Consider the following 20,718-nt stretch of genomic DNA (forward strand, 5'->3'; position numbering starts at 1 on the left):
CTTGCCGATGGCCTTGGAGGTGCGCGCTTCAACAGTGGCAAAGCCAGCATCACGGGCCGAGAAACTCACCGGCAGGTCCGTTGCCGTGCAGGCGCCCAAGATCAGTGGTGTAATGACTGCGGCGGTTTTCAATTTCCAACGCATCAGTGGTTCATCCCCTGCATATCCATCCCTTGCATAGGTGCCTGTTCAGCGTTCAATCGTCGCCAATCGAGCGGCTCCACCACGCCGCGACGACGGTAGCCTGCAAAGGGTTGCTCTTCGGCGGTCGTGGCACTGCCGCGCGTGCTGTTGTCGGCGGCGGTCATCGCGGCGACTTCGGGCAGAGGCGTGGGCTGCTGCACATAGGCGGCTGTGACGTCTGGAAATGGGGGGAGCGTCGAGGCGCAAGCCCCAAGGGTCAGGGACATCGCCCCTGCAATCAGTGGTAATTTCATTGGTTTTTTTGCCTGAGAAAGAGGTGATCTTACCCGCAGCCAGACGCCGCAGATGCAAAGGCCGTCAGGGGGCCGGGATCAACTCAGGCTTGAGGCGGGCGCAATTGGCCCGTGGGCTGGCCAGAGGCGACAGAATGCGACACGCTGGCATATTCAACGGATCGCACGGCCGTTATCTTGGCGTCCTGCGATGCGGTCAGCGCCGCCGTCAGACAGATGCCACCACAGCAAGGCTCGCCTTCGAAACTCTCTGGTATGTCTGTCAGATCAGGTAGCGCGGCAACATCCTGTTGCAGTTCTGACGCTGCGGTCATCTGGTGGCCCGCGTGATGCGCCGCCTGCTCGCTTTCGTGCATTCCGCTTTCGGCATGAACCGAAGAGGGGGGAAGCAGCAACAGACCACAGGCCAGAACCACACCCAGAAGGGCGCGGCAGAGGTCTGTTATGTTTGCCAGAGCACGCATAGGGGTTAGCAATGTCGTAAGTCGCAGAGCCTGTCAACGTGTCCAGCGCTGGAAGGATTGCGGTTAAATCTTCGACCTTTGCATCAAAGCCGCGAAAGTCGACGGGAGGCCCACCCGGTTGGCAGGCCCCCCTTGGCGACGGTCACATCTCGTTCGAGCAGTCCAAGAATCCGCGGTAGCCAACGGTCAGCCCGCGGTCGAGATGGAATTTCATCTCGGCTTCTGAGCGGCGCAGGTTGCTTTCGGTATCGGTCCAATCCGCCCCGGCAAGGGGGGTGACGGTCACGTCAACGCCATCGGCGGTGAAACGGGCGCCATCGGCAAGCGCGGCTTGGTCAATGGCCTCATCGGATTGCAATTCGATCAAGGTGCCCGAGAGTTTGATCCCCCCGACGTTGCCCGCCATCACAAGGCTTGGGTCGCCTTCGTTGGTGCGGCCAAACTGGCAGGTAGCGGCGCTGCCAAGCAGGCTTTCGACGTTCTCAGGGGTCAGCCCCGCCGGGTCGACTTTTGCGACCTCTGCGGAAGATAGTGCCTCGTCCACCGTACCAACTTCGGGCTGGCTTTCGGTCTCGCCCAATTCCGGATCAACCGCGTCGCCGTTTTCTTCGATGTCGGCGATCAAGCTGCGCATCTCGGCGATCTCTTTACGCTGCGCGGCGATGATGCCATCGGCCATCTTGCGCACGCGCGGATCCGAAAGTTCTGCCCGCTCAGAGGTCATAATGGCGATCGAGTGGTGCGGGATCATGGCGCGCATATAGCTGGTATCGCCCACAGTTACTTGGCTGCGCACCAGCCAAAGGGTCAGGGCGAAGACCGCGATGGAGCCGATATAGATGGCAATGTTCATGGCCTTGTTGGAATACATCGACAACATGAAGCTGAGCATGATGACCGCCATCACAGCCCCCATCAGCAGCGCCATATAGGTCCGCGTTTCGCTAAAAAAGACATGCTCAAATGCGTAGGTGTTCAGGTACATCAGGCCAAACATCACGATGGTCGAAGTCGCGATCATTGCGGCGAAACGCCAGTAGGACATGGGGTGTCTCCTCTTTCAAATTTCTGCGCGATTGCGGCGCGCACCGTGGCAATCAAGGACAAGGGGGGCTATGATCGCCGAAGCCAATGCGGGCCTAGCAACGCGCCGGCAAAATGCGAATGAGGCGGCCCTAGATACCCCCCTATGGTATGTTAACTGGCCACGGTCGTCTTAGTTCCGTTAGGTGGAGGCATCAAACGTGGAAGCAAAGCAGAACAAGGCAGCGATCCTCAAGCGACTGGCGCGGCTGGAAGGGCAGTTGCGCGGCGTCACACGGATGGTCGACGAGGGGCGGTATTGCGTGGACGTGCTGGTGCAAACCGCCGCCGTCCGCTCGGCACTGCGCGCGGTCGAGCGATTGGTGATCGAGGATCACGCTAACCATTGTATGGAAGAGGCGATCCTATCGGGCGACCGCGAAGAGCAGCGCCAGAAGTTCCGTGAATTGGTCGCCTTGCTGGAAAAGGCACGCGACTAGGGGCTCGTTTTTGAGGTGGGCGGTTTTGGCCTTGGACCCAAGAGGTGAAACCGGCGGCTTGGTCACAAGCGTAATGCGCAGGTTTCCTCTCATCGCAACTTCGTGGTGCAACCATACCTCCGAGGCGAACATTAGTTCTTTGTAGCCGTAAATTTTTCGAACGCCCCGCTTTTTAGGGACGCAATAGATGGTCGGCGTCCGCGCTAATGAATTCCCGACTGCGGATCGCTGCCGCACAAACAGCCCGAAAGGAGAACGTCATGCCAAAACGAGCCAGATCATGCCAAAGAGAAACGCCCACCCCACCGGGAGCGCCACAATGCGCAGGATGACCGCGAAGGCGCGGCGCACCGTCCTGAAGAGTTCGATCCAAAGAACCCGCAAAAGGCGGTGAAGAAAGAGAAGTGAACGCGAAAGCAGTGCGAAATTCCCGCGCTGCTTTCTCGTATCGCCCAGTTTTTATTGTCGGGCGAAAAATACCCTAAGGGTGCCGCGGACGGGGCGGGATCAGCCCCTCGGTCTTGCGGCGCTCGCGGCAAAGGTCGATGCGCTCGGCGCATTCCTAGTCCGGCCACAACACTTTAGTTCTCCCCGAAAAACCTCTCTAGCCGTAGCGTAACTTCGCGACACGCGCGCCGGGCATCTATACCCCGGCGGTGGAACCGGCTATGCCTATGACCAAGATCGTTGCGGCGGGCAAACTGCCGCGGCTGATCGCATTGCAGGCAGAGACGCGCTGTCGTTCAGCGATGGCGGTGTTTCGACCGCGATAGCAGGCGGGGCGACTGGCCCATGCCATCGCGAGGGGCGGCGGTAAACGCCGCGTAACCGACCATTACGCTAAGCGCTTTGTCAGAGCGTTTGACCAAGAAAACAAACATAGGGGGATACAATGACCAATTTCACAAAACGTCAAAACGGACCGAGCCGTCGCAGTTTTCTAGCCGGGAGCGCGGCTGCGGTGGGGGCAGGGCTGATCCTGCCACAGGGCGCACGGGCACAGGCCCAGCCCAAAAAGGGTGGCACTCTGCGGGTTGGCTTTACCCAAGGGTCGACCTCCGACAGCCTTGATCCTGCAACCTTCAACAACGACTTCATGTTCGCCAGCGGCTATGCGGTCTTCAACACTCTGACGGAAATTGCCCCCGACGGCACCGCGCAGCCCGACTTGGCTGAGAGCTTTGAGGCCAGCAGCGACGCGGCCACATGGACCTTCCGCCTGCGCGACAACGCGCAATTCTCGGACGGCAAAACGGCGACAGCGAATGATGTGATCGCCTCGATCCGTCACCACATGGGGCCAGAGTCCAAATCTGGTATCAAACCGCTGCTAGAGCAGATCACCGACATCCGCGCCGATGGCGACAAGGTCGTGATCTTTGAACTGGCCGCAGGGAACGCGGATTTCCCGTTTATCTTCAATGACTACCACCTCGGCATTCGCCAAGATACCGGCGATGGCACGATCGACCCCAACAGCCGCATCGGCACAGGCGGCTATGTGATCGACGTTTTCGAGCCGGGCGTACGGGTCGAACTGACGCGCCGCGATGACTACTGGAAAGACGGCCGCGCGCATTTCGACAAGGTTGTGATCCTGAAAGTCGGCGACCCGGCGGCCCGGATGAACGCGCTGATGACCGGTGAGGTTGACTTGATCGACCGGCCCGACCTCAAGACCATCAACCTTCTGGGCCGCGCGCCCAACGTGAAGATCCACACCCAAGACGGCACGTTGCATTACATCATGCCGATGCAGACCAACACGGCGCCCTTCGATGACATGAACGTGCGGATGGCGTTGAAATACGGCATCAACCGCGAAGACATGATCGAAAAGGTTCTGCGCGGCTATGGCACCGTGGGCAACGACCAACCGATCTCGCGCTCGATGCCCTATTACAACGACGACCTTGAGCAGATCACCTATGATCCGGAGCGGGCGAAGTACCACCTGAAACAGGCGGGGCTGGAAAGCCTTGATGTAACGCTGTCCACCTCGGATGCGGCCTTTAACGGGGCGGTGGATGCTTCGGTTCTATTCGCTGAAAGCGCGCGGCCTGCGGGGCTGAATATCGAGGTGAAGCGTGAGCCGGATGATGGCTATTGGTCGAATGTCTGGCTGCAAAAGCCCTTCTGCTGCTCCTATTGGGGTGGCCGTCCAACGCCTGACCTGATGTTCTCGACCGGCTATGCCGCCGATGCGGAGTGGAACGAGACCAAATGGGACAACGAGCGCTTTAATGAGTTGCTGTTGCAAGCGCGGCCTGAGCTGGACCAGACCCGCCGCGCCGAGATGTACGGCGAGATGCAAAAGATCGTGAAAGAGCAGGGCGGCGCGCTGATCCCGGCCTTTGGTCAATATGTCTCGGCCATGAGCGAAAGCGTTCAGATGCCTGAGGAAGTGTCCGAGATGTGGGATCTCGACAGCCAGCGCTTCATCGAACGCTGGTGGATGTCCTAAGCCACAGCCTCATCCGGGCGGCCCCAAGGGGCCGTCCGTTTCCCGCACCAATGGCCCGAACCGGGCCGGAGAAAACCTTAAAATGTCCCGGCTTCAGAAGCTTGTTATCGGCCGAGTGTCCCTCGGCATTCTGACCCTCTTTGTCGTATCCGCCCTGATGTTCGTTGGCATTGAACTCTTACCCGGTGATTTGGCGCAGCAGATTCTTGGCCAATCGGCGACCGAGTCGACCCTCGCCGCCTTTCGCGCCGAACTCGGCCTCGATCAGCCTGCGCATCTTCGCTATCTCGATTGGCTTGGTGGTGTGCTGCGCGGCGATTTTGGCACCTCTTTGGCCTCAGGGCGCGAGGTGTCCGAGCTTTTGGGCCCGCGGCTTGCCAATACCATGTTTCTGGCCACCTATGCCGCTGTCATCGCCGCCCCGCTGGCGGTGATCCTTGGGCTTCTGGCCGCCCTGTGGCGCAACACGCTGTTTGACCGGGGCGTCAACCTGACCGCGCTTTCGGCGATCTCCATGCCGGAGTTTTTCGTGGGCTACGTGCTGATCCTGTTTCTGTCGATCAAGGCCGGCGTCTTTCCGACGCTGGCGCGGATCGACAGCGCCACGGGGCTGTGGGACGCGCTTTACCGCAGCTTTCTGCCCGCGCTGACGCTTATTCTGGTAGTCGTCGCCCATATGATGCGGATGACGCGGGCGGCCATCATCAACGTGCTCGCCTCGCCGTATATCGAGATGGCCCGCCTTAAGGGTGTGCCGCGCTGGCGCATCATCGTGCAGCACGCGCTGCCCAATGCATTGGCGCCGATCGTCAACGTCGTGGCACTGAACCTTGCCTATCTGGTGGTCGGCGTGGTGGTGGTAGAGGTCGTCTTTTCCTACCCCGGTCTTGGGCAGTTGTTGGTGGATGCGGTCTCAAGCCGGGATTTCCCGGTGGTGCAGGCGGTGGGGCTATTCTTTGCCGCTGTTTATATCACGCTCAACGTCTTGGCCGACATCATCTCGATTATGTCGAACCCGCGTCTGCGGCACGGGAGATAACGATGAAATCTTTGCTGAAATCCGCGCCCCCCTCGGCGATCTTTGGGATGGTGGTGCTGGCAATCGTCGCCTTTACGGGGGTATTCGCGCCTATCGTCGCGCCCTATGGCGAGACGCAGGTGGTGGGCGATGCCTATTTGCCATGGAGTGCGGCGCATCCGCTGGGCACCGACAATCTGGGCCGCGATATGCTGTCGCGCATGATCTTTGGGGCGCGCAATACGGTCGGGCTGGCGCTGCTGACGACGGCTATTTCCTTTTCGGTCGGGTCAACGCTGGGGATGCTGGCCGCGCTCAAAGGCGGCTGGCTGGACGAAGTCCTGTCGCGCTTGGTCGATGTGCTGATGGCCGTGCCGCCGTTGATCTTGGCGCTGATGCTCTTGGCCATCGTCGGCCCGTCGATCCCCAATATGGTCGGGGTGATCGCGGTGATCTATGTGGCGCCAGTCTACCGGCTGTCGCGGGCTGCGGCGATGAATGTGGTCGGCCTTGATTTCGTCGAAGCCGCAAGGCTGCGCGGAGAGCGCACACCATGGCTGCTGCGCCGCGAAATTTTGCCCAACATCTGGTCGACCTTGATCGCCGAGTTTGGGGTGCGCTTTTGTTTCGTGTTCCTCTTTATCGCGGCGCTGTCCTTTCTCGGCATCGGGATTCAGCCACCAACGGCGGACTGGGGATCGATGGTAAAGGAAAACGCCACCTTGATCAGCTTTGGGGATATCACCCCGCTGATCCCGGCGGCGGCCATCGCCTTGCTGACCGTTGCGATCAACCTGATCGTCGATTGGATGCTGCACCGCGCCAGCGGTCTGAAAAGTTAACCGAGCAGGGGCCAAGCATATGGGAAATCTTCTGAACATTCGCGGTCTCCGGCTTGAGGCAGGCAGCCGCGCGCGGCCCAGTGTGATTATCAAAGGGCTTGATCTGGAACTCGACCGAGGGGAGGTGCTGGGCCTTGTCGGTGAAAGCGGGGCGGGCAAAAGCTCGGCCGGGTTGGCGGCGATGGGCTATGTCCGCGACGGGGTCCGTTTCGCCGGGGGCAGCGTCGAATTCGACGGGACCGAATTGATCGGCATGGCGGGCGGGCACTTGCGCCGTCTGCACGGCAAGCGGATCGCCTATGTCGCCCAGTCCGCCGCGGCAAGCTTTAACCCCGCCAAGACGCTGATCGACCAATATACCGAAGCGCCGCGCCTGCACGGTGTCTCGGGCCGCGCGGCGGCAAAGCAGGACGCCGTGGCCCTCTACCGCCAGATGCAACTGCCCAACCCCGAAGAGATCGGCTTTCGCTATCCGCACCAAGTGTCGGGCGGCCAGTTGCAGCGGGCGATGACGGCCATGGCCATGGCCTGTCGCCCCGACCTGATCATCTTTGACGAGCCAACGACCGCCTTAGACGTCACCACCCAGATCGAAGTGCTAGGCGCCATTCGCGACATTGTAGAGCAATATGACACGGCGGCGATCTACATCACGCATGATTTGGCGGTGGTCAGCCAGATGGCCGACCGCATCTGCGTGATGAAGGATGGTGAGGCGATCGAGACCGCACCGACCAAGACCATGCTGGACGCTCCGCAGGAGGAATACACCCGCTCGCTCTGGGCCGTGCGGTCGTTTCGCCGCCCCGACGCTGAGGCGGGGGAGGCTCCGGCGCTGATCCGCTGCGAGGGGGTTTCGGCGGCCTATGGGCCGATGACCGTGCTGGATAATCTCAACTTCACCTTTCCGCGCGGCCAGACCACGGCGGTGGTGGGGGAAAGCGGGTCGGGGAAATCCACTCTCGCGCGGGTGATCGCGGGGCTGCTGCCCCCCGCCTCGGGGCAGTTTTTCTGGAACGACGCGCCGCTGGAACCGCGATTGGCCAAACGCGGGGCCGAGACGCTGCGCAATATCCAGATGATCTATCAATCGGCGGATACCTCGTTGAACCCGCGCCACAATATCCGCGAGATTTTGTCCCGCCCGGTGCGCAAGTTCACGGGCCGCAAGGGCCGGGTGCTTCGGGCGCGGGTGGAGGAACTGATGGATTTGGTCGATCTTGACCGCGCCTTCCTTGACCGCAAACCCAGCGAGCTTTCCGGCGGTCAGAAGCAGCGCGTTGGCATCGCCCGCGCGCTGGCCGCCGAGCCGGAGTTCATCATCTGCGACGAGGTGACCAGTGCGCTCGATCAACTGGTGGCCGAGGGGATCTTGCGGCTGCTGGTGCGTTTGCAGACCGAGCTGGACCTGACCTTCATGTTCATCACCCATGACTTGGCCACGGTTGAGGCGATTGCCCATAAGGTGATCGTACTGAAGAACGGCCAGATCGTCGAACAGGGCGGGCGCGATGAGATCTTCGGCGCGCCAAAGCAGGCCTATACCAAACGGTTGCTGACCTCGGTGCCGCAGATGGATCCGGAATGGCTGACCGAGGCCCGCGCGCGGGAGCGGTCCTTGCGCGAGGCGGAGTAGGGCGCTGGCGGTTTATATACCCGCGGCGCGCGCCGCGGCAAAGGCGGCCTCTGCCACGTCGAGAAACAGAGCGGCTTCGGGCTGCTGCAACACAAGGGGCGGGCGGATCTTCAGCACATTGGCCCCCGGCCCGGTGGCGCTGATCAAGACGCCATTCTGGCGCATGTGGTTCACCACGAATTTGGCGCGGGCGGCGTCGGGGGCATTGGTTGCGCGCGAAGTGACGCATTCAACGGCCAGAAACAGCCCCGCGCCGCGCACATGGCCGATCTCGGGGTAACGCGCCGCGATGTCTTGCAAGCCGTTCTTGAGGGCCCCGCCGACCGTGGCAGCATTGTTCTGCAACCCTTCATCCGCGATCACGTCAAGCACCGCCATACCCGCAGCCGCGGCCACCGGGTTGCCACCAAAGGTGTTGAAATACCGCGCTTTTTCTCCGAATTCTTGCACCAACTCTGGCCGCATCGCGGTGCCGGAAAGGGGGAAGCCATTGCCCATCGGCTTGCCCATCGTGACCATGTCAGGCACCAGCCCGTGGCGCTGGAACCCCCAGAAGGCGTCGCCGGTGCGGGCAAAGCCGGGCTGCACTTCGTCAGCGATGAAGAGCCCCCCCTCGGCGCGGATCAGATCGACCGCCGGTTGCAGGAACCCTGCCAGATCGGGGTGCAGCCCGTCGCTGGAAAAGATCGTATCGACGATGAAAGCCGCAGGCTCGATCCCATCGGCGCGCATCTCGGCAATCGCTTGGGCCAGATCGGCGGCGAGTTTCGCGCCCTGCTCCGCGGCTGGAATGCGCAGCGTGTCGGGCGCGTCGATCAGCCGGATGCGCGGGCTGCGCGGGATGAAATCGCCCAAGGATGGGGACAGTTCCGCCACCGCTTCGGTCAGCCCGTGATAGGCAAGGCGGGTGACGATGACGCCCTCGCGCCGGGTATAGCTACGGGCGATGCGCAGGGCGATGTCATTCGCCTCGGACCCGGTGCAGGTGAACATGACATGACCGAGTGCGCCGGGCATGGTGGCCAGCAGCCGTTCCGCGTAAGTCACCACGTTTTCATGCAGATAGCGGGTGTGGGTGTTCAGCACGCCCAACTGCTGGGTGATCGCCTCGACCACGCGGGGGTGGCAATGGCCGACCGAGGCGACGTTGTTATAGGCGTCGAGGTATTTGCGTCCGTCCTTATCCCAGAGCCAGACACCCTCACTGCGCGTGATATGCAGCGGCTGGTCGTAGAACAGCCGGTAGGCGGGGCCGAGCGCCTTGGCGCGGCGGTCGATCAGGGCGCGGTCGTCCGGGCTGAGGGCGTCGGCTTGGGCGCTGTCATAGGCGTTGATCATGGTCATCGGTCACTCCGTTCCCGCAGCACGGTGCAGGGCTTTGATCGCGGCGGCGTCGCCCACATGGTCGAGTGCGGCCAACCCGCGTTGCGAGGCGGCGGCGTTGCGCAGGATATAGGGGGCGTTGTCGGGATAGCGCCGGGCGCGGGAAGCGCCGATCGCCAAGGTGGTGGCATGGCGCAGCCGGATCAGACTGGGCAAAAGCGCGATTTCCTCAGCCTCCAGCGGCAGGCGTTTGGCAAAGCCCGTGACCATCTCGCAAACATCTTGCAGCGGGTCCGCGCCTTGGCCGAGTTGATAGGAGCAGGCCACCGCCAGATCGCAGGCCAGCGGCGTATGCACCATATCGCCGAAGTCGATCAGTCCGACGGGGTGCTGGGCCTCTGGCGCGTCGACCAGAATATTGTGCGGATTGAAGTCGTTATGAACGACCTGTGCCCGCAGATGTGGAAGCTGGGGCGCGACTTCTGCATCAAAGTGATCGAGGGTGCGCCCCAGTTGGGCGCACAGCTCGGCGTCTTGCACATCCGCCAGCAGCGGGCGCAGATGGCCTGCCTGTTTGATGTCCCACTGCAGAAAATGCCCCCCCGCCGGATGGAAAAAACCGCGCAGCCCAAGGGCGACCCGCGCGTGAAAATCGCCCAAGGCGCGGTGCAGGCCGGGGCGCGGCGTGGCATTGCTGAGGACGGTGCCGCCGAGGAAAGACATCAGGCGGACGACATGGGGCTGACCGTCAGCCGCTGTGGCAACCTCGGCCGCCTTGCCATTGAGGCTGGCGCAGATGCGTTGCACGGGCAGTTCGGGATCAGCGGTGGCCAGATGCATGAGCGCGGCAGTCTGCATGTCGGTCACCGCGCGGTCTTCGGCGGCGTTGGTGATCTTTAGTAGCGCCTTTTCGCCCGTAGTGAGGGTAATCAGGAAGTTCGCGTCTTTCTCAGCGGCAAGCGGTTCGATCTCACCCGAGATACCATAGCGCTGCAAGGCAACCTCTGCCGCGCGTGCCGCGTCAAAGGCGGGCGGATCTTGCGCTAGAAGATCGGTCTTGTTGCCGCTCTCTTCGGCCAGCACACCGCTGAGAAAGGGGGGCAAGCCGCCCTGAGGCGTGATCCCGACCTCGGTCATGGGGTGATGCCCTCGGTCCCGCACCATTCGGCGATAAACAGCGCCATGGCTTGAGTGATCTTTTTGACCGAACTCAGGCTGACGGATTCGTTGATCCCGTGGATGTTGCGAGACTTCGGCCCGTAACAGAGCGCCGGGATCTTGTTATACAGCGCATAGACCCGCGTATCGAGATAGCCTGCTGTCATAAAGGACTGCAGCGGCGCGCCGATGGCGTATTCGTGGGCGCGTTCCAGCACCGCTTCGGCATCGCTGCCGGGCTCCAGCACATAGCCTTCGGCGTGGAAACCGTTAAAGACCACCTTGGGCGGGTTGTTGGACAGGAAGCTGTCGGTCTGGGCAAAGGCTTTGACCCGCTCGGTAATCTCGCGCGCGGCACCCTCGGCACTGCGGCCCGGATAGATGGAAACGCGGCAGTCAATGTTGCACCATGACGGCACCGATGACGCCCAATCGCCGCCTTCGATTTTGCCGATGTTGAGGTTGATCGGATGGGCCTCGTCTTCAAAATGCGGGTGGTCGCCTTTCTCGGCGTTCCAGTCTTCCTCCATCTCGCGCAGGGCGGTCATCACGCGGGTGGCCGCGTCAATCGCATTGGCCCCTTCGCCCATCTCGCGCACGTGGACCGGCACGCCGCGCACCTGCACCTGAAACCAGATGACGCCGGTATTGGCGCGCACCAGCATCTCTTCTTCCGGCTCGGGGATGAAAACCGCATCGGCGGTGTAGCCTTGCAGGAAGGTCTGCAACGCGCCGTTGCCGGTGGATTCCTCCTCCACCACGGATTGCACATAGACGGTCGCCGCTGGTTGCAGCCCAATGCGGCGCAGCGCGTCTAGGGCAAAGATATTCGCCGCAGCACCCGCCTTCATATCGCCTGCGCCCCGGCCATACATCCAGTCGCCGTCGATCTTGGCCGAGTAGGGCGGATCATCCCACATGTCGTGCAGCCCTTCGGGCACCACATCGAGATGCGATTGCAGGATCAGCGAGCGGCCCCGCTCATCGCGCGGGCGGTGAATGCCCACGACGATGGGCGCGTCGGAGTGATCGTCCGAGTATCTCGAGCCGCCGGGGTGCGCCTCAATCGCGGCGCGGTCCATCTTGAAACGGTCCATCGCGTAGCCACGGCTTTGCAGGTTGCGAAACAGCAGGTCTTGGATCGCATGTTCATGGCCGCGCAGGGAAGGGGTCTGCACGAGTTGTTGGGTAAAGCTCACTTGCTCAGCGAAGCCATCTTCGACAGCCTGAAGGATGCGGGATTTCAGATCAGGATCGAGGGTCATGTCGTGTCCTTTCGAGGGGTTAAAGCATCGCTTCGATGAGGAAGGGGCCGGGCTCTTTTGCGGCCTCTTCGATGGTGCGCATCAAGTCGGCGATGTCTTCGACCCGTTTGCCCGGCACGCCCATGCCCTTGGCCATCGCGACGAAATCCAATTGCGGGCGGTCGAGGTTCAACATGCTCAGCGCATCGGGGCCGGGCTGGGCACCGACGTTGTGCAACTCGCCCTTGAGGATCTCATAGGACTGATTGGCGAGGATGATCGTGGTGACGTTGGAGTTCTCGCGTGCTTGGGTCCAAAGCCCTTGGATCGTGTACATCGCCGACCCATCTGCCTGCAGCGTGATGACCGGACGGTCGGGGCAGGCGATGGCCGCTCCGGCAGAAAGCGGGATACCGATGCCGATGGACCCGCCGGTCAGGGCCAGCCACGTGTTCGGCGCCGCACTGTCGCCCGCGGGGAAGGTGGCTCCGCCGGAGGAGACGGCTTCATCCACCACAATCGCATCTTCGGGCAATGCGTTCGCCAAGGCCGCGCCGAGGTTTTGCAGGGTGATGCCGCCTGCCTGCGGTGCGGCGGGTCGTTCGTGGTCGCGCGGGGTGGCGGGTTTCGCGCCGATGCGGTCTGCGAGTGCGGCCAAAGCCGTGGAGCCGTCCGCATCGACGGCGGCCAATGTGACGGTATGACAATCGACCGGCAGCAGCAGGCTCGGTTTGCCGGGATAGGCAAAGAAGGCCACGGGAGGTGGCGTCTCAATCAGGATCGCGCGGCTGTAAGGGGCAAGGCATTCGAGGGCGGCGTTGATCGGGTAGGGGACTTTGTTGATCGCAAAACGGCCCTGCCCACGCTCCATCCGGCGGTTCGAGGTGGGCGCGAGGATGTCGGCCCCGGTCTTTTCTGCGATGCCGTGCAGTAGGGCCATCGCTTCTTGGCTTTCCAGCAACGCGCTGCCGACCAGCAGCACGGTTTTCTCACCGCTCTCCAAAGCGTTGATCGCGGCATCTAGCGCGCGTTCATCCAGCGGGGCAGGGGCAGCGGGGGCCACGGCCTCGGCCATCTTGCCGCCCGCATCCCAGCCGATATCCGCAGGGGCGATCAGCGTGGCGACCTTGCCGGGCTTGCTCTGCGCCACGGCCAGCGCTGTCATCGCATCAGCGGCAAAACTACCCGCATCACGGCCCGAACGCACCCAATCGCTAAACGGCGCGCATGCGCCTTCGACATCTGCCGAGAGGGGGGCATCGTATTTCTGGTGCCGCAGCGCGTGATCGCCCACAAGGTTCACCATTGGCACCCGTGCCTTGCGGGCGTTGTGCAGGTTGGCGGCAGCGTTGGCAAAGCCGGGCGCGAGGTGCAGCAGGGTCACTGCCGGTTTCCCAGCCATGCGCGCATAGCCATCGGCGGCGCCCGTCACCACGCCTTCGAACAGGCCCAAGACGCAGCGCATCAGTTTGGTGCGGTCCAGCGCGTCGACGAATTGCATCTCGGAGGTACCGGGGTTGGCGAAGCAGACCTCCACCCCGCCCGCATGCAGGCTGCGGACAACGCTTTCAGCGCCGTTCATCTCTTTGGGTGTCTTGCTCATGCTGTGGCCTCGCGGAATGTCGTAAGAAATGATTTTGCGTTATCGGTAAGGGAGGGGCCAAGGTAGCCGCCCTCTTGAATCAATGCCGTGGGAAGGTTGAGTGCCGCCAAGCGCCGCGCCATTTCGGCAAAGCCGTCGGGGTAGACATTTACGGCGGCCAGCGGATCATCGGCGGCCATGTCAAAGCCCAGGGAGACCACGAGCGCCTCGGCTCCGAATTCGCGGATCGCGGCGATGCCTTTGTCGAGCAAGGCCAGCACGTCATCTTGGCTTGCGCCCTGTTCCAGCAGCAGGTTCAGCGATTTGCCCGCCCCGTCGCCTTCGCCCGTTTCATAGGCGTGGCCGAGATAAAAGGTGGGGTAGGTGGCCGGATCGGGGTGGAGCGAGCAAAAGAAGATGTCGCCGCGTTCATAGAGGATGTCGAGAGAGCCATTGCCGGTGTGCACGTCGATGTCGATCAGCGCGACTTTCTTGTAGGTCTGGGTCAGATGCTCCGCCGCGATGCAAGCGTTGTTGAAAAAGCAAAACCCATTTGAGCAATCGCGCATCGCGTGGTGGCCGGGCGGACGGCAAAGCGCATAGGCGGCGCGGGCACCGGCCGCCACCGTCTGGGCCGTCTCGATGGCGGTTTGGGCCGACCAATAGGCCGCGTCCCATGACCCTTCGGTCAGCGGGGTCGAGGTGTCGGTCATCCACCAGCCCAATTGACCGTGAATGTCCTTGGGCTCTTTCCCGCGCCGCACGCCGGGGTGCATGGTTGGGATGGCCAGCGCATCAGGGCCCGCGCTTTCGACGAAACGGGCATGGGCGTCGGGCAGGAAGTCGACATAGTCAGGGTTGTGCACGGCCTTGATCGGGGCAAGCCCGTGGTCTTGGGGTTTGGTGATCTCAAACCCTTCGCCGATTAACATATCGCGTAGAATTTCAGCACGTTGTGGCTGTTCTTGATGCGGCATGGCCGCGCCGCGCCGAAAGTAGTGGGTCGGTGCATGGCCAAGCTGGCGTTCGTCGAAAAAGACTTTCATCACATTCCCTGTGGTCTGATGTCGCTGCGGCAGAGCATTGCAGTTTTAATTTGCAGGCTCAATAGAAATGATGCATCATGCATCAAAACTGGCCATGGTTCGGTCGGTAAGGACGAGGGCGCGATGGCCGAGATCAGTCAAGTTTCATTGGGCGATGCGATCTATGATCGGGTCTGTCAGGACTTGGTAGAAGGCAAGCTGCGCCCGAATGAAAAGGTCACCATTCGCGGGTTGGCTGAGCGGTTGGGCACCAGTTCGACCCCGGTACGCGACGCAGTGCAGCGGCTTTTGCGGGATGAGGCTTTGATCCAGCGCAGCATGCGCGATGTGCGCGTGCCGGTGCTGACAGAGACGCAGTATCTTGAGATCGCAAGCATCCGGCGCGAGTTGGAGGGTTTTGCCGCAGGCCGCGCCGCCGAGATGGTGGGCCCCAAGGAGGTCCGCCGCCTGAAAAAGATCGTGGAGAGGAATGAAGCCGCAGCCGTGGCCGGGCGCTGGCCGCAGGCGGTGAAGTACAATCAAGAGTTCCACTTCGCATTGGTGGAGGCGGCGGAGATGCCGATCCTTCTGGCCATTCTCAGCGGGCTGTGGCTGCGTATGGGGCCACTGATTGCCGGATACTACGGGCGCGAGAAGCTGGGGCTGGTTCGACATCATCAGGCGATCATTGCCGCCTGCGAAAATCGCGATCCTGCGGCGGCTGCCGCGGAGATGCGCGCAGACATAGATGACGCAAAGGAGGGGATCATCAGATACATCGAATCGTTCACCATAGGTGAATGAGTTTTTCCAAGTCCTGCGCACCGCGCGGCCTTGTCCCAACCGACTGCAAGAAGCCGACGTCAGATCGGACGCTTTCAAAGGGCCAAGATTCAACACAACCAATGGGGATTGAAATGCTTAACACTACCAAATTAACCGCAGCCGTTCTGGCGCTGGCACTGGCTGGACCACTGGCCGCGCAGGATGGCGAGCCGAAATCCGGCGGCACGCTGAACGTCGTGATCCAGCCCGAACCGCCCAGCCTGATGATCGGCCTTGTGCAGAACGGCCCGACACAGATGGTCGGCGGCGATATCTATGAAAGCCTGCTGCGCTATGATTTCGATCTGAAACCCGAAGGCCAATTGGCTGAATCTTGGGAGATTTCAGAGGACGGCAAGACCTATACCTTCAAGCTGCGCGAAGGTGTGGTGTTCCATGACGGAGAGCCCTTCACCTCGGCAGATGTCGAATTCTCCATGGATAAGTTCCTGCGCGAGAGCCACTCGCGGATGCGCACCTATATGGAGCATGTCGAAAGCATCGAGACGCCGGATGAATATACGGTTGTCTTTAACCTCAAGCAGCCCTTCGGCCCCTTCATCGGCATCTTCGAGCCCGGCACCGCGCCGATGATCCCCAAGCATATCTACGAAGGGACGGATTTCGCCAACAATGAGGCGAACAACACGCCCATCGGCACCGGCCCCTTCAAGTTCGACAAATGGGAAAAGGGCAGCTTTATCCATCTGGTCAAGAACGAAGACTACTACATGGAGGGCAAGCCCTACGTCGACGAAGTCTATTACCACGTGATCCCCGATGCGGCCTCGCGCGCGGTGGCCTATGAGACCGGCAAGGTCGATGTGCTGCCCGGCGGGTCGGTCGAAAACTTCGACGTGGCGCGTATTCAGGCGATGGACAACACCTGCATCACCGACAAGGGCTGGGAATACTTCGGCCCGCTGTCTTGGATGTGGGTGAACAACGACAACAAGCCGCTTGATGATGTGAAAGTGCGCAAGGCGATCATGCATGGCGTCGACCGTCAATTCGCCAAGGACGCGCTTTGGAATGGTCTGGGCAAGGTTTCGACCGGGCCGCTGTCGTCCTCCACCCGTTTCTATGACGGCGATACGCCGGATATCTCCTATGATCCGGAAAAGGCCAAAGCCCTGCTGGAAGAAAGCAGCTATGACGGTGAAACCATCCGCATCTTGGGTCTGCCTTACGGTGAGACGTGGCAGCGCTGGGCCGAGGCGGTCAAACAAAACCTGAGCGAGATCGGCATGACGACCGAGATCGTGCCCTCGGACGTGGCGGGCTGGAACCAGAAAGTCGCGGACCGTGACTATGATCTCGCCTTTACCTACCTCTACCAATACGGTGATCCCGCACTTGGCGTTTCGCGGACCTATATGGGCGACAATGCTGCCCCCGGTTCGCCTTGGAACAACGTGGCGAACTATCAAAACGCCGAGACGGACAAGCTGTTCGCCGAAGCGGCACTGATGGCCAGCCCCGAAGAGCGCAAGGCGGCTTATAAGGAAATCCAAGACAAAATCGTCGAGGACGTGCCGAACATCTGGCTCTTGGAACTGGGCTTCCCCACAATCTACCGCTGTGACGTCAAAAACCCCGTCAACACCGCCTTTGGCGTGAACGACGGTTTCCGCGACGTGTGGATCGACAAATAAAGAGAGCGACAACGCTCAAGGTCCGAGCCGCCACGGCGGCTCGGGCATCTATCAGAACAACACGGGGCGGATAGCGTGATACGTTTCATATTGGGCAGGTTGGTCAAGGCGGTGTTTATCCTGCTGGCGATCCTTGTCTTCAATTTCCTGCTGATCCATGCGGCACCGGGTGACCCTGCGGCGGTCATGGCGGGCGAGGCCGGGGCGGCGGATGAGAAATTCCTTGCAGACCTGCGGGCGCGTTTCGGGTTGGACCAGCCGCTCTACATGCAGCTGTGGCTCTATATCAAAGGCGCGGTGCAGCTTGATCTGGGCTATTCCTTCCGCCAGCAGATGCCGGTGGCCGAGATGATCGGCGACCGTCTGCCAGCGACGCTTTTGCTGACCGGCGTGGCCTTTGTGCTGTCGCTGGTCTTGGGTGTGACCGCCGGTGTCGCGGCCTCGGCCCGGCAGGGGCGGTGGGGTGACACGCTTATTTCGACCTTCGCGCTGCTGTTTTATGCCACGCCGCTGTTCTGGGTCGCGCTGATGGCGACGCTGGTGTTTTCAGTCTGGCTCGAATGGTTGCCGGGCTTTGGGTATTCGACCATCGGGGCGGGCTATACGGGGTTTGCCCATGTGTTGGATGTGGCGAAACACCTCGTCCTCCCAGCCTCTACCTTGGGGCTGTTCTTCACGGCGATTTATATGCGCATGACGCGGGCTTCGATGCTGGAAGTCTCGCGGCTCGATTTCGTCAAAACCGCCCGTGCCAAGGGGCTGACCCGCGGCGTGATCCAGCGGCGCCACATCCTGCGCAACGCGCTGTTGCCGGTCATCACGCTGGCCGGGCTTCAGGCAGGGCAAATCTTTGGCGGGGCCATCCTGACCGAGACTGTTTTCGCATGGCCCGGCATCGGGCGGCTGATGTTCGAGGCGATCAACCAGCGGGATTACAACGTGATCCTCGGGGTCTTTTACATCTCGGCGGCCATGGTGCTGCTGTTCAACCTGATCACGGATGTCATCTATGTCATTGTTGATCCGCGGATAAGGCTGACAACATGATGAGCTTTTGGAAACGTTTTAGCTATAACCGGGGCGCGGTCATTGGTCTGGTCATCCTGACCTTCGTCGTGGCCGCTGCCATCCTCGCGCCCATCCTTTTCCCGCAAAGCCCGTGGAAAATGGTGCAGCGTCCCTTCCTGCCGCCGTTTACCCAAGACGGGCTGATGTTGGGCACAGATGCGCTTGGCCGCAATGTGCTGGCGGGGCTGGCCCATGGCGCTTATGTGAGCCTGCTGGTCGGCTTGGTCTCAACCATCGTGGCGCTGGCGATTGGTGTGCCAGTTGGTGCGGCGGCGGGGTATTTCGCAGGCCGGATCGACGACGCGCTCATGCGCTTTACCGAGTTCTTTCAGACCATCCCCAGCTTTGCGCTCGCCATCGTGCTGCTGGCGATCTTTCAGCCCAGCCTGACCTTTGTGATCATCGCGATCTCCATCGTGTCATGGCCCCCAGTCGCGCGTCTGGTGCGCGGCGAAGTGCTGTCGCTCAGAACCCGCGAGTTTGTCGAGGCGGCGAGCCTTTCGGGGCTTGGCAACCTTCAGATCATCACCCGCCACATCCTGCCCAACGCGCTGCCGCCCATTATCGTGCTGGCCTCGCTCATGGTGGCGCAGGCGATCTTGTTGGAAAGCTCACTGTCCTTTCTGGGGCTGGGTGATCCGAACATCATGTCTTGGGGCTATATGATCGGGGCCGCGCGGACTGTGATCCGCACCGCATGGTGGCTTTCTTTCCTGCCGGGCATGGCGATCCTGTTGACCGTGCTGGCGCTGAACCTGATCGGCGAAGGCCTGAACGACGCGCTGAACCCGCGATTGACGAGGAAATCCGAATGACCCTGCTTAGCATCCGTGACTTGTCTATCGCTTTGCCCGTGGGGGCCGACCGGCTCTATGCGGCCAAAGACATCAACTTTGACCTCGCACCGGGGGAGATCCTCTGCATTGTCGGCGAAAGCGGGTCTGGCAAATCTATGTCGGCCAATGCTGTGATGGGGCTGCTGCCGCAGGGGGTTGAGCCCGACAAGGGCAGCATCACCTTTGACGGCCAGTCGATCCTTGGCCTGTCTGAGAAAGAGATGTTGAAGCTGCGTGGCAGCCGCATTTCGATGATCTTTCAGGAACCCCTCAGCGCGTTGAACCCGCTGATGCGCGTCGGCGCGCAAATCGCTGAGGTGTTTGAGGCGCATGGCGCGCTTAACGGTTCGGAACGGCGGGCGCGGGCGTTAAAACTGCTGGAGGAGGTCGGCATCCCCGACCCCCAAGCGGCGATCCGGGCCTATCCTTTCCAGCTGTCGGGGGGGCAGCGACAAAGGGTCATGATTGCGATGGCCTTGGCGCTCGAGCCTGACATCCTGATCGCGGATGAGCCGACCACGGCGCTTGATGTGACCACCCAAGCGCAGATCCTCAAGCTGATAGAAGACCTGCGGCGCAAGCGCGGCATGGCGGTGATTTTCATCACCCATGATTTTGGCGTGGTGGCCGATATCGCCGACCGGGTGATCGTCATGAAAATGGGTGAGATCGTGGAGGCTGGCCCGGCGCAGGAGGTGCTGCTGAAACCCCAGCACCCCTACACCCGCGCCCTGATCGACGCGATCCCCCGGCTGACCCAGATCGATGCGCCCGAGCAGGTCGAGCGCGCGCCGCTCTTGAAGGTTGAAGGCTTGCAAAAAACCTTTTCAACCGGCTCTGGCACGCTCTTTGGCAAGCGCCGCGTGGTGAAGGCCGTGCAGGACGTGAGCTTTGACCTCTACGCGGGCGAGACGATTGGCATCGTCGGAGAATCCGGTTCTGGCAAATCCACCGTCGGCCGCTGTCTGGTGCGTCTGCTGGACCCAGATGGCGGGCGGGTGCTGATGGATGATGTCGACATCGCCCATATGTCCGGCGCGGAATTGCGCGCGCAGCGGCGCAAGTTGCAGATGATCTTTCAAGACCCGTTTTCGTCGCTCAACCCGCGCGCCCGCGTGTCGCGCATCCTCACCGAAGGGCTGATCGCATATGGCACGCCGGATAAAGAGGCCAAGGCCAAAGCGCGCGAATTGCTCGAACTGGTTGGGCTGGATGAAAGCGCGATGAAGCGTTTCCCGCATGAGTTTTCAGGGGGGCAGCGGCAGCGGATCGGCATTGCCCGTGCGCTGGCGCTGGAGCCGTCGATCATCATTGCGGATGAGGCCGTCTCGGCGCTCGACGTGTCCATTCAGGCGCAGGTGCTTGATCTGCTGGCCGAGTTGAAGACCCGGCTGAACCTGTCGATGCTCTTTATCACCCACGACCTGCGGGTCGCGGCGCGGATCTGCGACCGGATCATCGTCATGCAAAAGGGCCAGATCGTCGAAGCCGGGCCGGTCAGCAAAGTGTTGCACGATCCCGATACCGCCTATACGCGCAGCCTGCTCGACGCTATTCCGGGGCAGGATTATGAACGCGCGCTGGCGGCTGCCGACTAGGGCGCTATTTCAGGCGTTAT

18 protein-coding genes are annotated in these 20,718 nt (G+C 61.6%); 10 read left to right on the forward strand and 8 right to left on the reverse strand.

Annotated elements, in window-relative coordinates:
* Positions 1 to 143: 143 nt before the first annotated feature.
* The 3 genes from A3722_RS11195 to A3722_RS11205 form a co-directional block, all read right to left on the reverse strand.
* Positions 144 to 437: a hypothetical protein gene (locus A3722_RS11195; RefSeq protein ID WP_082849457.1), complete on the reverse strand. Its 294-nt coding sequence runs from the start codon at positions 435 to 437 to the stop codon at positions 144 to 146.
* An 83-nt stretch (positions 438 to 520) separates the two neighbouring features.
* Positions 521 to 901: a hypothetical protein gene (locus A3722_RS11200; RefSeq protein ID WP_067630975.1), complete on the reverse strand. Its 381-nt coding sequence runs from the start codon at positions 899 to 901 to the stop codon at positions 521 to 523.
* A 142-nt stretch (positions 902 to 1,043) separates the two neighbouring features.
* Positions 1,044 to 1,946: a DUF305 domain-containing protein gene (locus tag A3722_RS11205; protein ID WP_067630972.1), complete on the reverse strand. Its 903-nt coding sequence runs from the start codon at positions 1,944 to 1,946 to the stop codon at positions 1,044 to 1,046.
* A 199-nt stretch (positions 1,947 to 2,145) separates the two neighbouring features.
* On the opposite strand from A3722_RS11205, the gene A3722_RS11210 reads away from it, so the two are divergent.
* The 5 genes from A3722_RS11210 to A3722_RS11230 all read left to right on the forward strand — a co-directional run bounded on the left by A3722_RS11210 (position 2,146) and on the right by A3722_RS11230 (position 8,384).
* Positions 2,146 to 2,424: a metal-sensitive transcriptional regulator gene (locus A3722_RS11210; RefSeq protein WP_067630970.1), complete on the forward strand. Its 279-nt coding sequence runs from the start codon at positions 2,146 to 2,148 to the stop codon at positions 2,422 to 2,424.
* Positions 2,425 to 3,316: 892 nt separating this feature from the next.
* Entirely contained in the window at positions 3,317 to 4,888 is a 1,572-nt protein-coding gene (locus A3722_RS11215) for an ABC transporter substrate-binding protein (protein WP_067630967.1), read from the forward strand.
* 82 nt (positions 4,889 to 4,970) lie between these two features.
* Positions 4,971 to 5,927, forward strand: coding sequence for an ABC transporter permease (locus A3722_RS11220; protein ID WP_067630964.1), 957 nt, complete (start codon positions 4,971 to 4,973; stop codon positions 5,925 to 5,927).
* 2 nt (positions 5,928 to 5,929) lie between these two features.
* Positions 5,930 to 6,748: an ABC transporter permease gene (locus A3722_RS11225; protein ID WP_201722017.1), complete on the forward strand. Its 819-nt coding sequence runs from the start codon at positions 5,930 to 5,932 to the stop codon at positions 6,746 to 6,748.
* A gap of 19 nt (positions 6,749 to 6,767) precedes the next feature.
* A complete protein-coding gene (locus tag A3722_RS11230) occupies positions 6,768 to 8,384 on the forward strand; it encodes an ABC transporter ATP-binding protein (protein ID WP_067630958.1) in 1,617 nt (538 codons plus the stop codon).
* A 12-nt stretch (positions 8,385 to 8,396) separates the two neighbouring features.
* Here the strand turns inward: A3722_RS11230 and A3722_RS11235 are convergent, their stop codons facing one another.
* From A3722_RS11235 to A3722_RS11255, 5 genes are read right to left on the reverse strand one after another with little or no spacing between them, the layout of a single operon-like run.
* Entirely contained in the window at positions 8,397 to 9,728 is a 1,332-nt protein-coding gene (locus tag A3722_RS11235; protein WP_067630954.1) for an aspartate aminotransferase family protein, read from the reverse strand.
* 3 nt (positions 9,729 to 9,731) lie between these two features.
* Entirely contained in the window at positions 9,732 to 10,844 is a 1,113-nt protein-coding gene (locus A3722_RS11240; RefSeq protein WP_067630997.1) for a phosphotransferase, read from the reverse strand.
* Positions 10,841 to 12,130 (reverse strand): ArgE/DapE family deacylase, encoded by a 1,290-nt coding sequence (locus A3722_RS11245; protein WP_067630952.1) that lies wholly within the window; start codon positions 12,128 to 12,130, stop codon positions 10,841 to 10,843. The genes A3722_RS11240 and A3722_RS11245 overlap by 4 nt, the downstream gene beginning before the upstream one ends.
* 19 nt (positions 12,131 to 12,149) lie before the next feature.
* Positions 12,150 to 13,712: an acetolactate synthase large subunit gene (locus A3722_RS11250; protein ID WP_067630948.1), complete on the reverse strand. Its 1,563-nt coding sequence runs from the start codon at positions 13,710 to 13,712 to the stop codon at positions 12,150 to 12,152.
* Complete coding sequence (locus tag A3722_RS11255; protein WP_067630945.1) at positions 13,709 to 14,737, reverse strand: histone deacetylase family protein; 1,029 nt, start codon at positions 14,735 to 14,737, stop codon at positions 13,709 to 13,711. The genes A3722_RS11250 and A3722_RS11255 overlap by 4 nt, the downstream gene beginning before the upstream one ends.
* 123 nt (positions 14,738 to 14,860) lie before the next feature.
* Here A3722_RS11255 and A3722_RS11260 point away from each other — a divergent pair, with 123 nt between their 5' ends.
* The 5 genes from A3722_RS11260 (at position 14,861) to A3722_RS11280 (ending at position 20,698) form a co-directional block, all read left to right on the forward strand.
* Positions 14,861 to 15,520 (forward strand): GntR family transcriptional regulator, encoded by a 660-nt coding sequence (locus A3722_RS11260; protein ID WP_236627393.1) that lies wholly within the window; start codon positions 14,861 to 14,863, stop codon positions 15,518 to 15,520.
* A gap of 101 nt (positions 15,521 to 15,621) precedes the next feature.
* Positions 15,622 to 17,196 carry an ABC transporter substrate-binding protein gene (locus A3722_RS11265; RefSeq protein ID WP_067630939.1) on the forward strand — a complete coding sequence of 525 codons (1,575 nt, stop codon included), beginning with the start codon at positions 15,622 to 15,624 and terminating at the stop codon, positions 17,194 to 17,196.
* Positions 17,197 to 17,271: 75 nt separating this feature from the next.
* Positions 17,272 to 18,243, forward strand: coding sequence for an ABC transporter permease (locus A3722_RS11270; RefSeq protein ID WP_067630932.1), 972 nt, complete (start codon positions 17,272 to 17,274; stop codon positions 18,241 to 18,243).
* A complete protein-coding gene (locus tag A3722_RS11275) occupies positions 18,240 to 19,079 on the forward strand; it encodes an ABC transporter permease (RefSeq protein ID WP_082849458.1) in 840 nt (279 codons plus the stop codon). The genes A3722_RS11270 and A3722_RS11275 overlap by 4 nt, the downstream gene beginning before the upstream one ends.
* Complete coding sequence (locus A3722_RS11280; protein WP_067630931.1) at positions 19,076 to 20,698, forward strand: ABC transporter ATP-binding protein; 1,623 nt, start codon at positions 19,076 to 19,078, stop codon at positions 20,696 to 20,698. Before A3722_RS11275 ends, A3722_RS11280 begins: the two co-directional genes overlap by 4 nt.
* The last annotated feature ends 20 nt before the right edge of the window (positions 20,699 to 20,718 follow it).

The sequence above is a fragment of the Sulfitobacter sp. HI0027 genome, assembly GCF_001634775.1.
GTDB lineage: Bacteria > Pseudomonadota > Alphaproteobacteria > Rhodobacterales > Rhodobacteraceae > Sulfitobacter.

What these genes read in the sequence shown, in the direction of transcription:
- A3722_RS11195 (WP_082849457.1), bottom strand. Translation starts at nt 437, where the DNA reads ATGAAATTACCACTGATTGCAGGGGCGATGTCCCTGACCCTTGGGGCT.
- A3722_RS11200 (WP_067630975.1), bottom strand. Translation starts at nt 901, where the DNA reads ATGCGTGCTCTGGCAAACATAACAGACCTCTGCCGCGCCCTTCTGGGT.
- A3722_RS11205 (WP_067630972.1), bottom strand. Translation starts at nt 1,946, where the DNA reads ATGTCCTACTGGCGTTTCGCCGCAATGATCGCGACTTCGACCATCGTG.
- A3722_RS11215 (WP_067630967.1), top strand. Translation starts at nt 3,317, where the DNA reads ATGACCAATTTCACAAAACGTCAAAACGGACCGAGCCGTCGCAGTTTT.
- A3722_RS11220 (WP_067630964.1), top strand. Translation starts at nt 4,971, where the DNA reads ATGTCCCGGCTTCAGAAGCTTGTTATCGGCCGAGTGTCCCTCGGCATT.
- A3722_RS11225 (WP_201722017.1), top strand. Translation starts at nt 5,930, where the DNA reads ATGAAATCTTTGCTGAAATCCGCGCCCCCCTCGGCGATCTTTGGGATG.
- A3722_RS11230 (WP_067630958.1), top strand. Translation starts at nt 6,768, where the DNA reads ATGGGAAATCTTCTGAACATTCGCGGTCTCCGGCTTGAGGCAGGCAGC.
- A3722_RS11235 (WP_067630954.1), bottom strand. Translation starts at nt 9,728, where the DNA reads ATGACCATGATCAACGCCTATGACAGCGCCCAAGCCGACGCCCTCAGC.
- A3722_RS11240 (WP_067630997.1), bottom strand. Translation starts at nt 10,844, where the DNA reads ATGACCGAGGTCGGGATCACGCCTCAGGGCGGCTTGCCCCCCTTTCTC.
- A3722_RS11245 (WP_067630952.1), bottom strand. Translation starts at nt 12,130, where the DNA reads ATGACCCTCGATCCTGATCTGAAATCCCGCATCCTTCAGGCTGTCGAA.
- A3722_RS11250 (WP_067630948.1), bottom strand. Translation starts at nt 13,712, where the DNA reads ATGAGCAAGACACCCAAAGAGATGAACGGCGCTGAAAGCGTTGTCCGC.
- A3722_RS11255 (WP_067630945.1), bottom strand. Translation starts at nt 14,737, where the DNA reads ATGAAAGTCTTTTTCGACGAACGCCAGCTTGGCCATGCACCGACCCAC.
- A3722_RS11260 (WP_236627393.1), top strand. Translation starts at nt 14,861, where the DNA reads ATGGCCGAGATCAGTCAAGTTTCATTGGGCGATGCGATCTATGATCGG.
- A3722_RS11265 (WP_067630939.1), top strand. Translation starts at nt 15,622, where the DNA reads ATGGGGATTGAAATGCTTAACACTACCAAATTAACCGCAGCCGTTCTG.
- A3722_RS11275 (WP_082849458.1), top strand. Translation starts at nt 18,240, where the DNA reads ATGATGAGCTTTTGGAAACGTTTTAGCTATAACCGGGGCGCGGTCATT.
- A3722_RS11280 (WP_067630931.1), top strand. Translation starts at nt 19,076, where the DNA reads ATGACCCTGCTTAGCATCCGTGACTTGTCTATCGCTTTGCCCGTGGGG.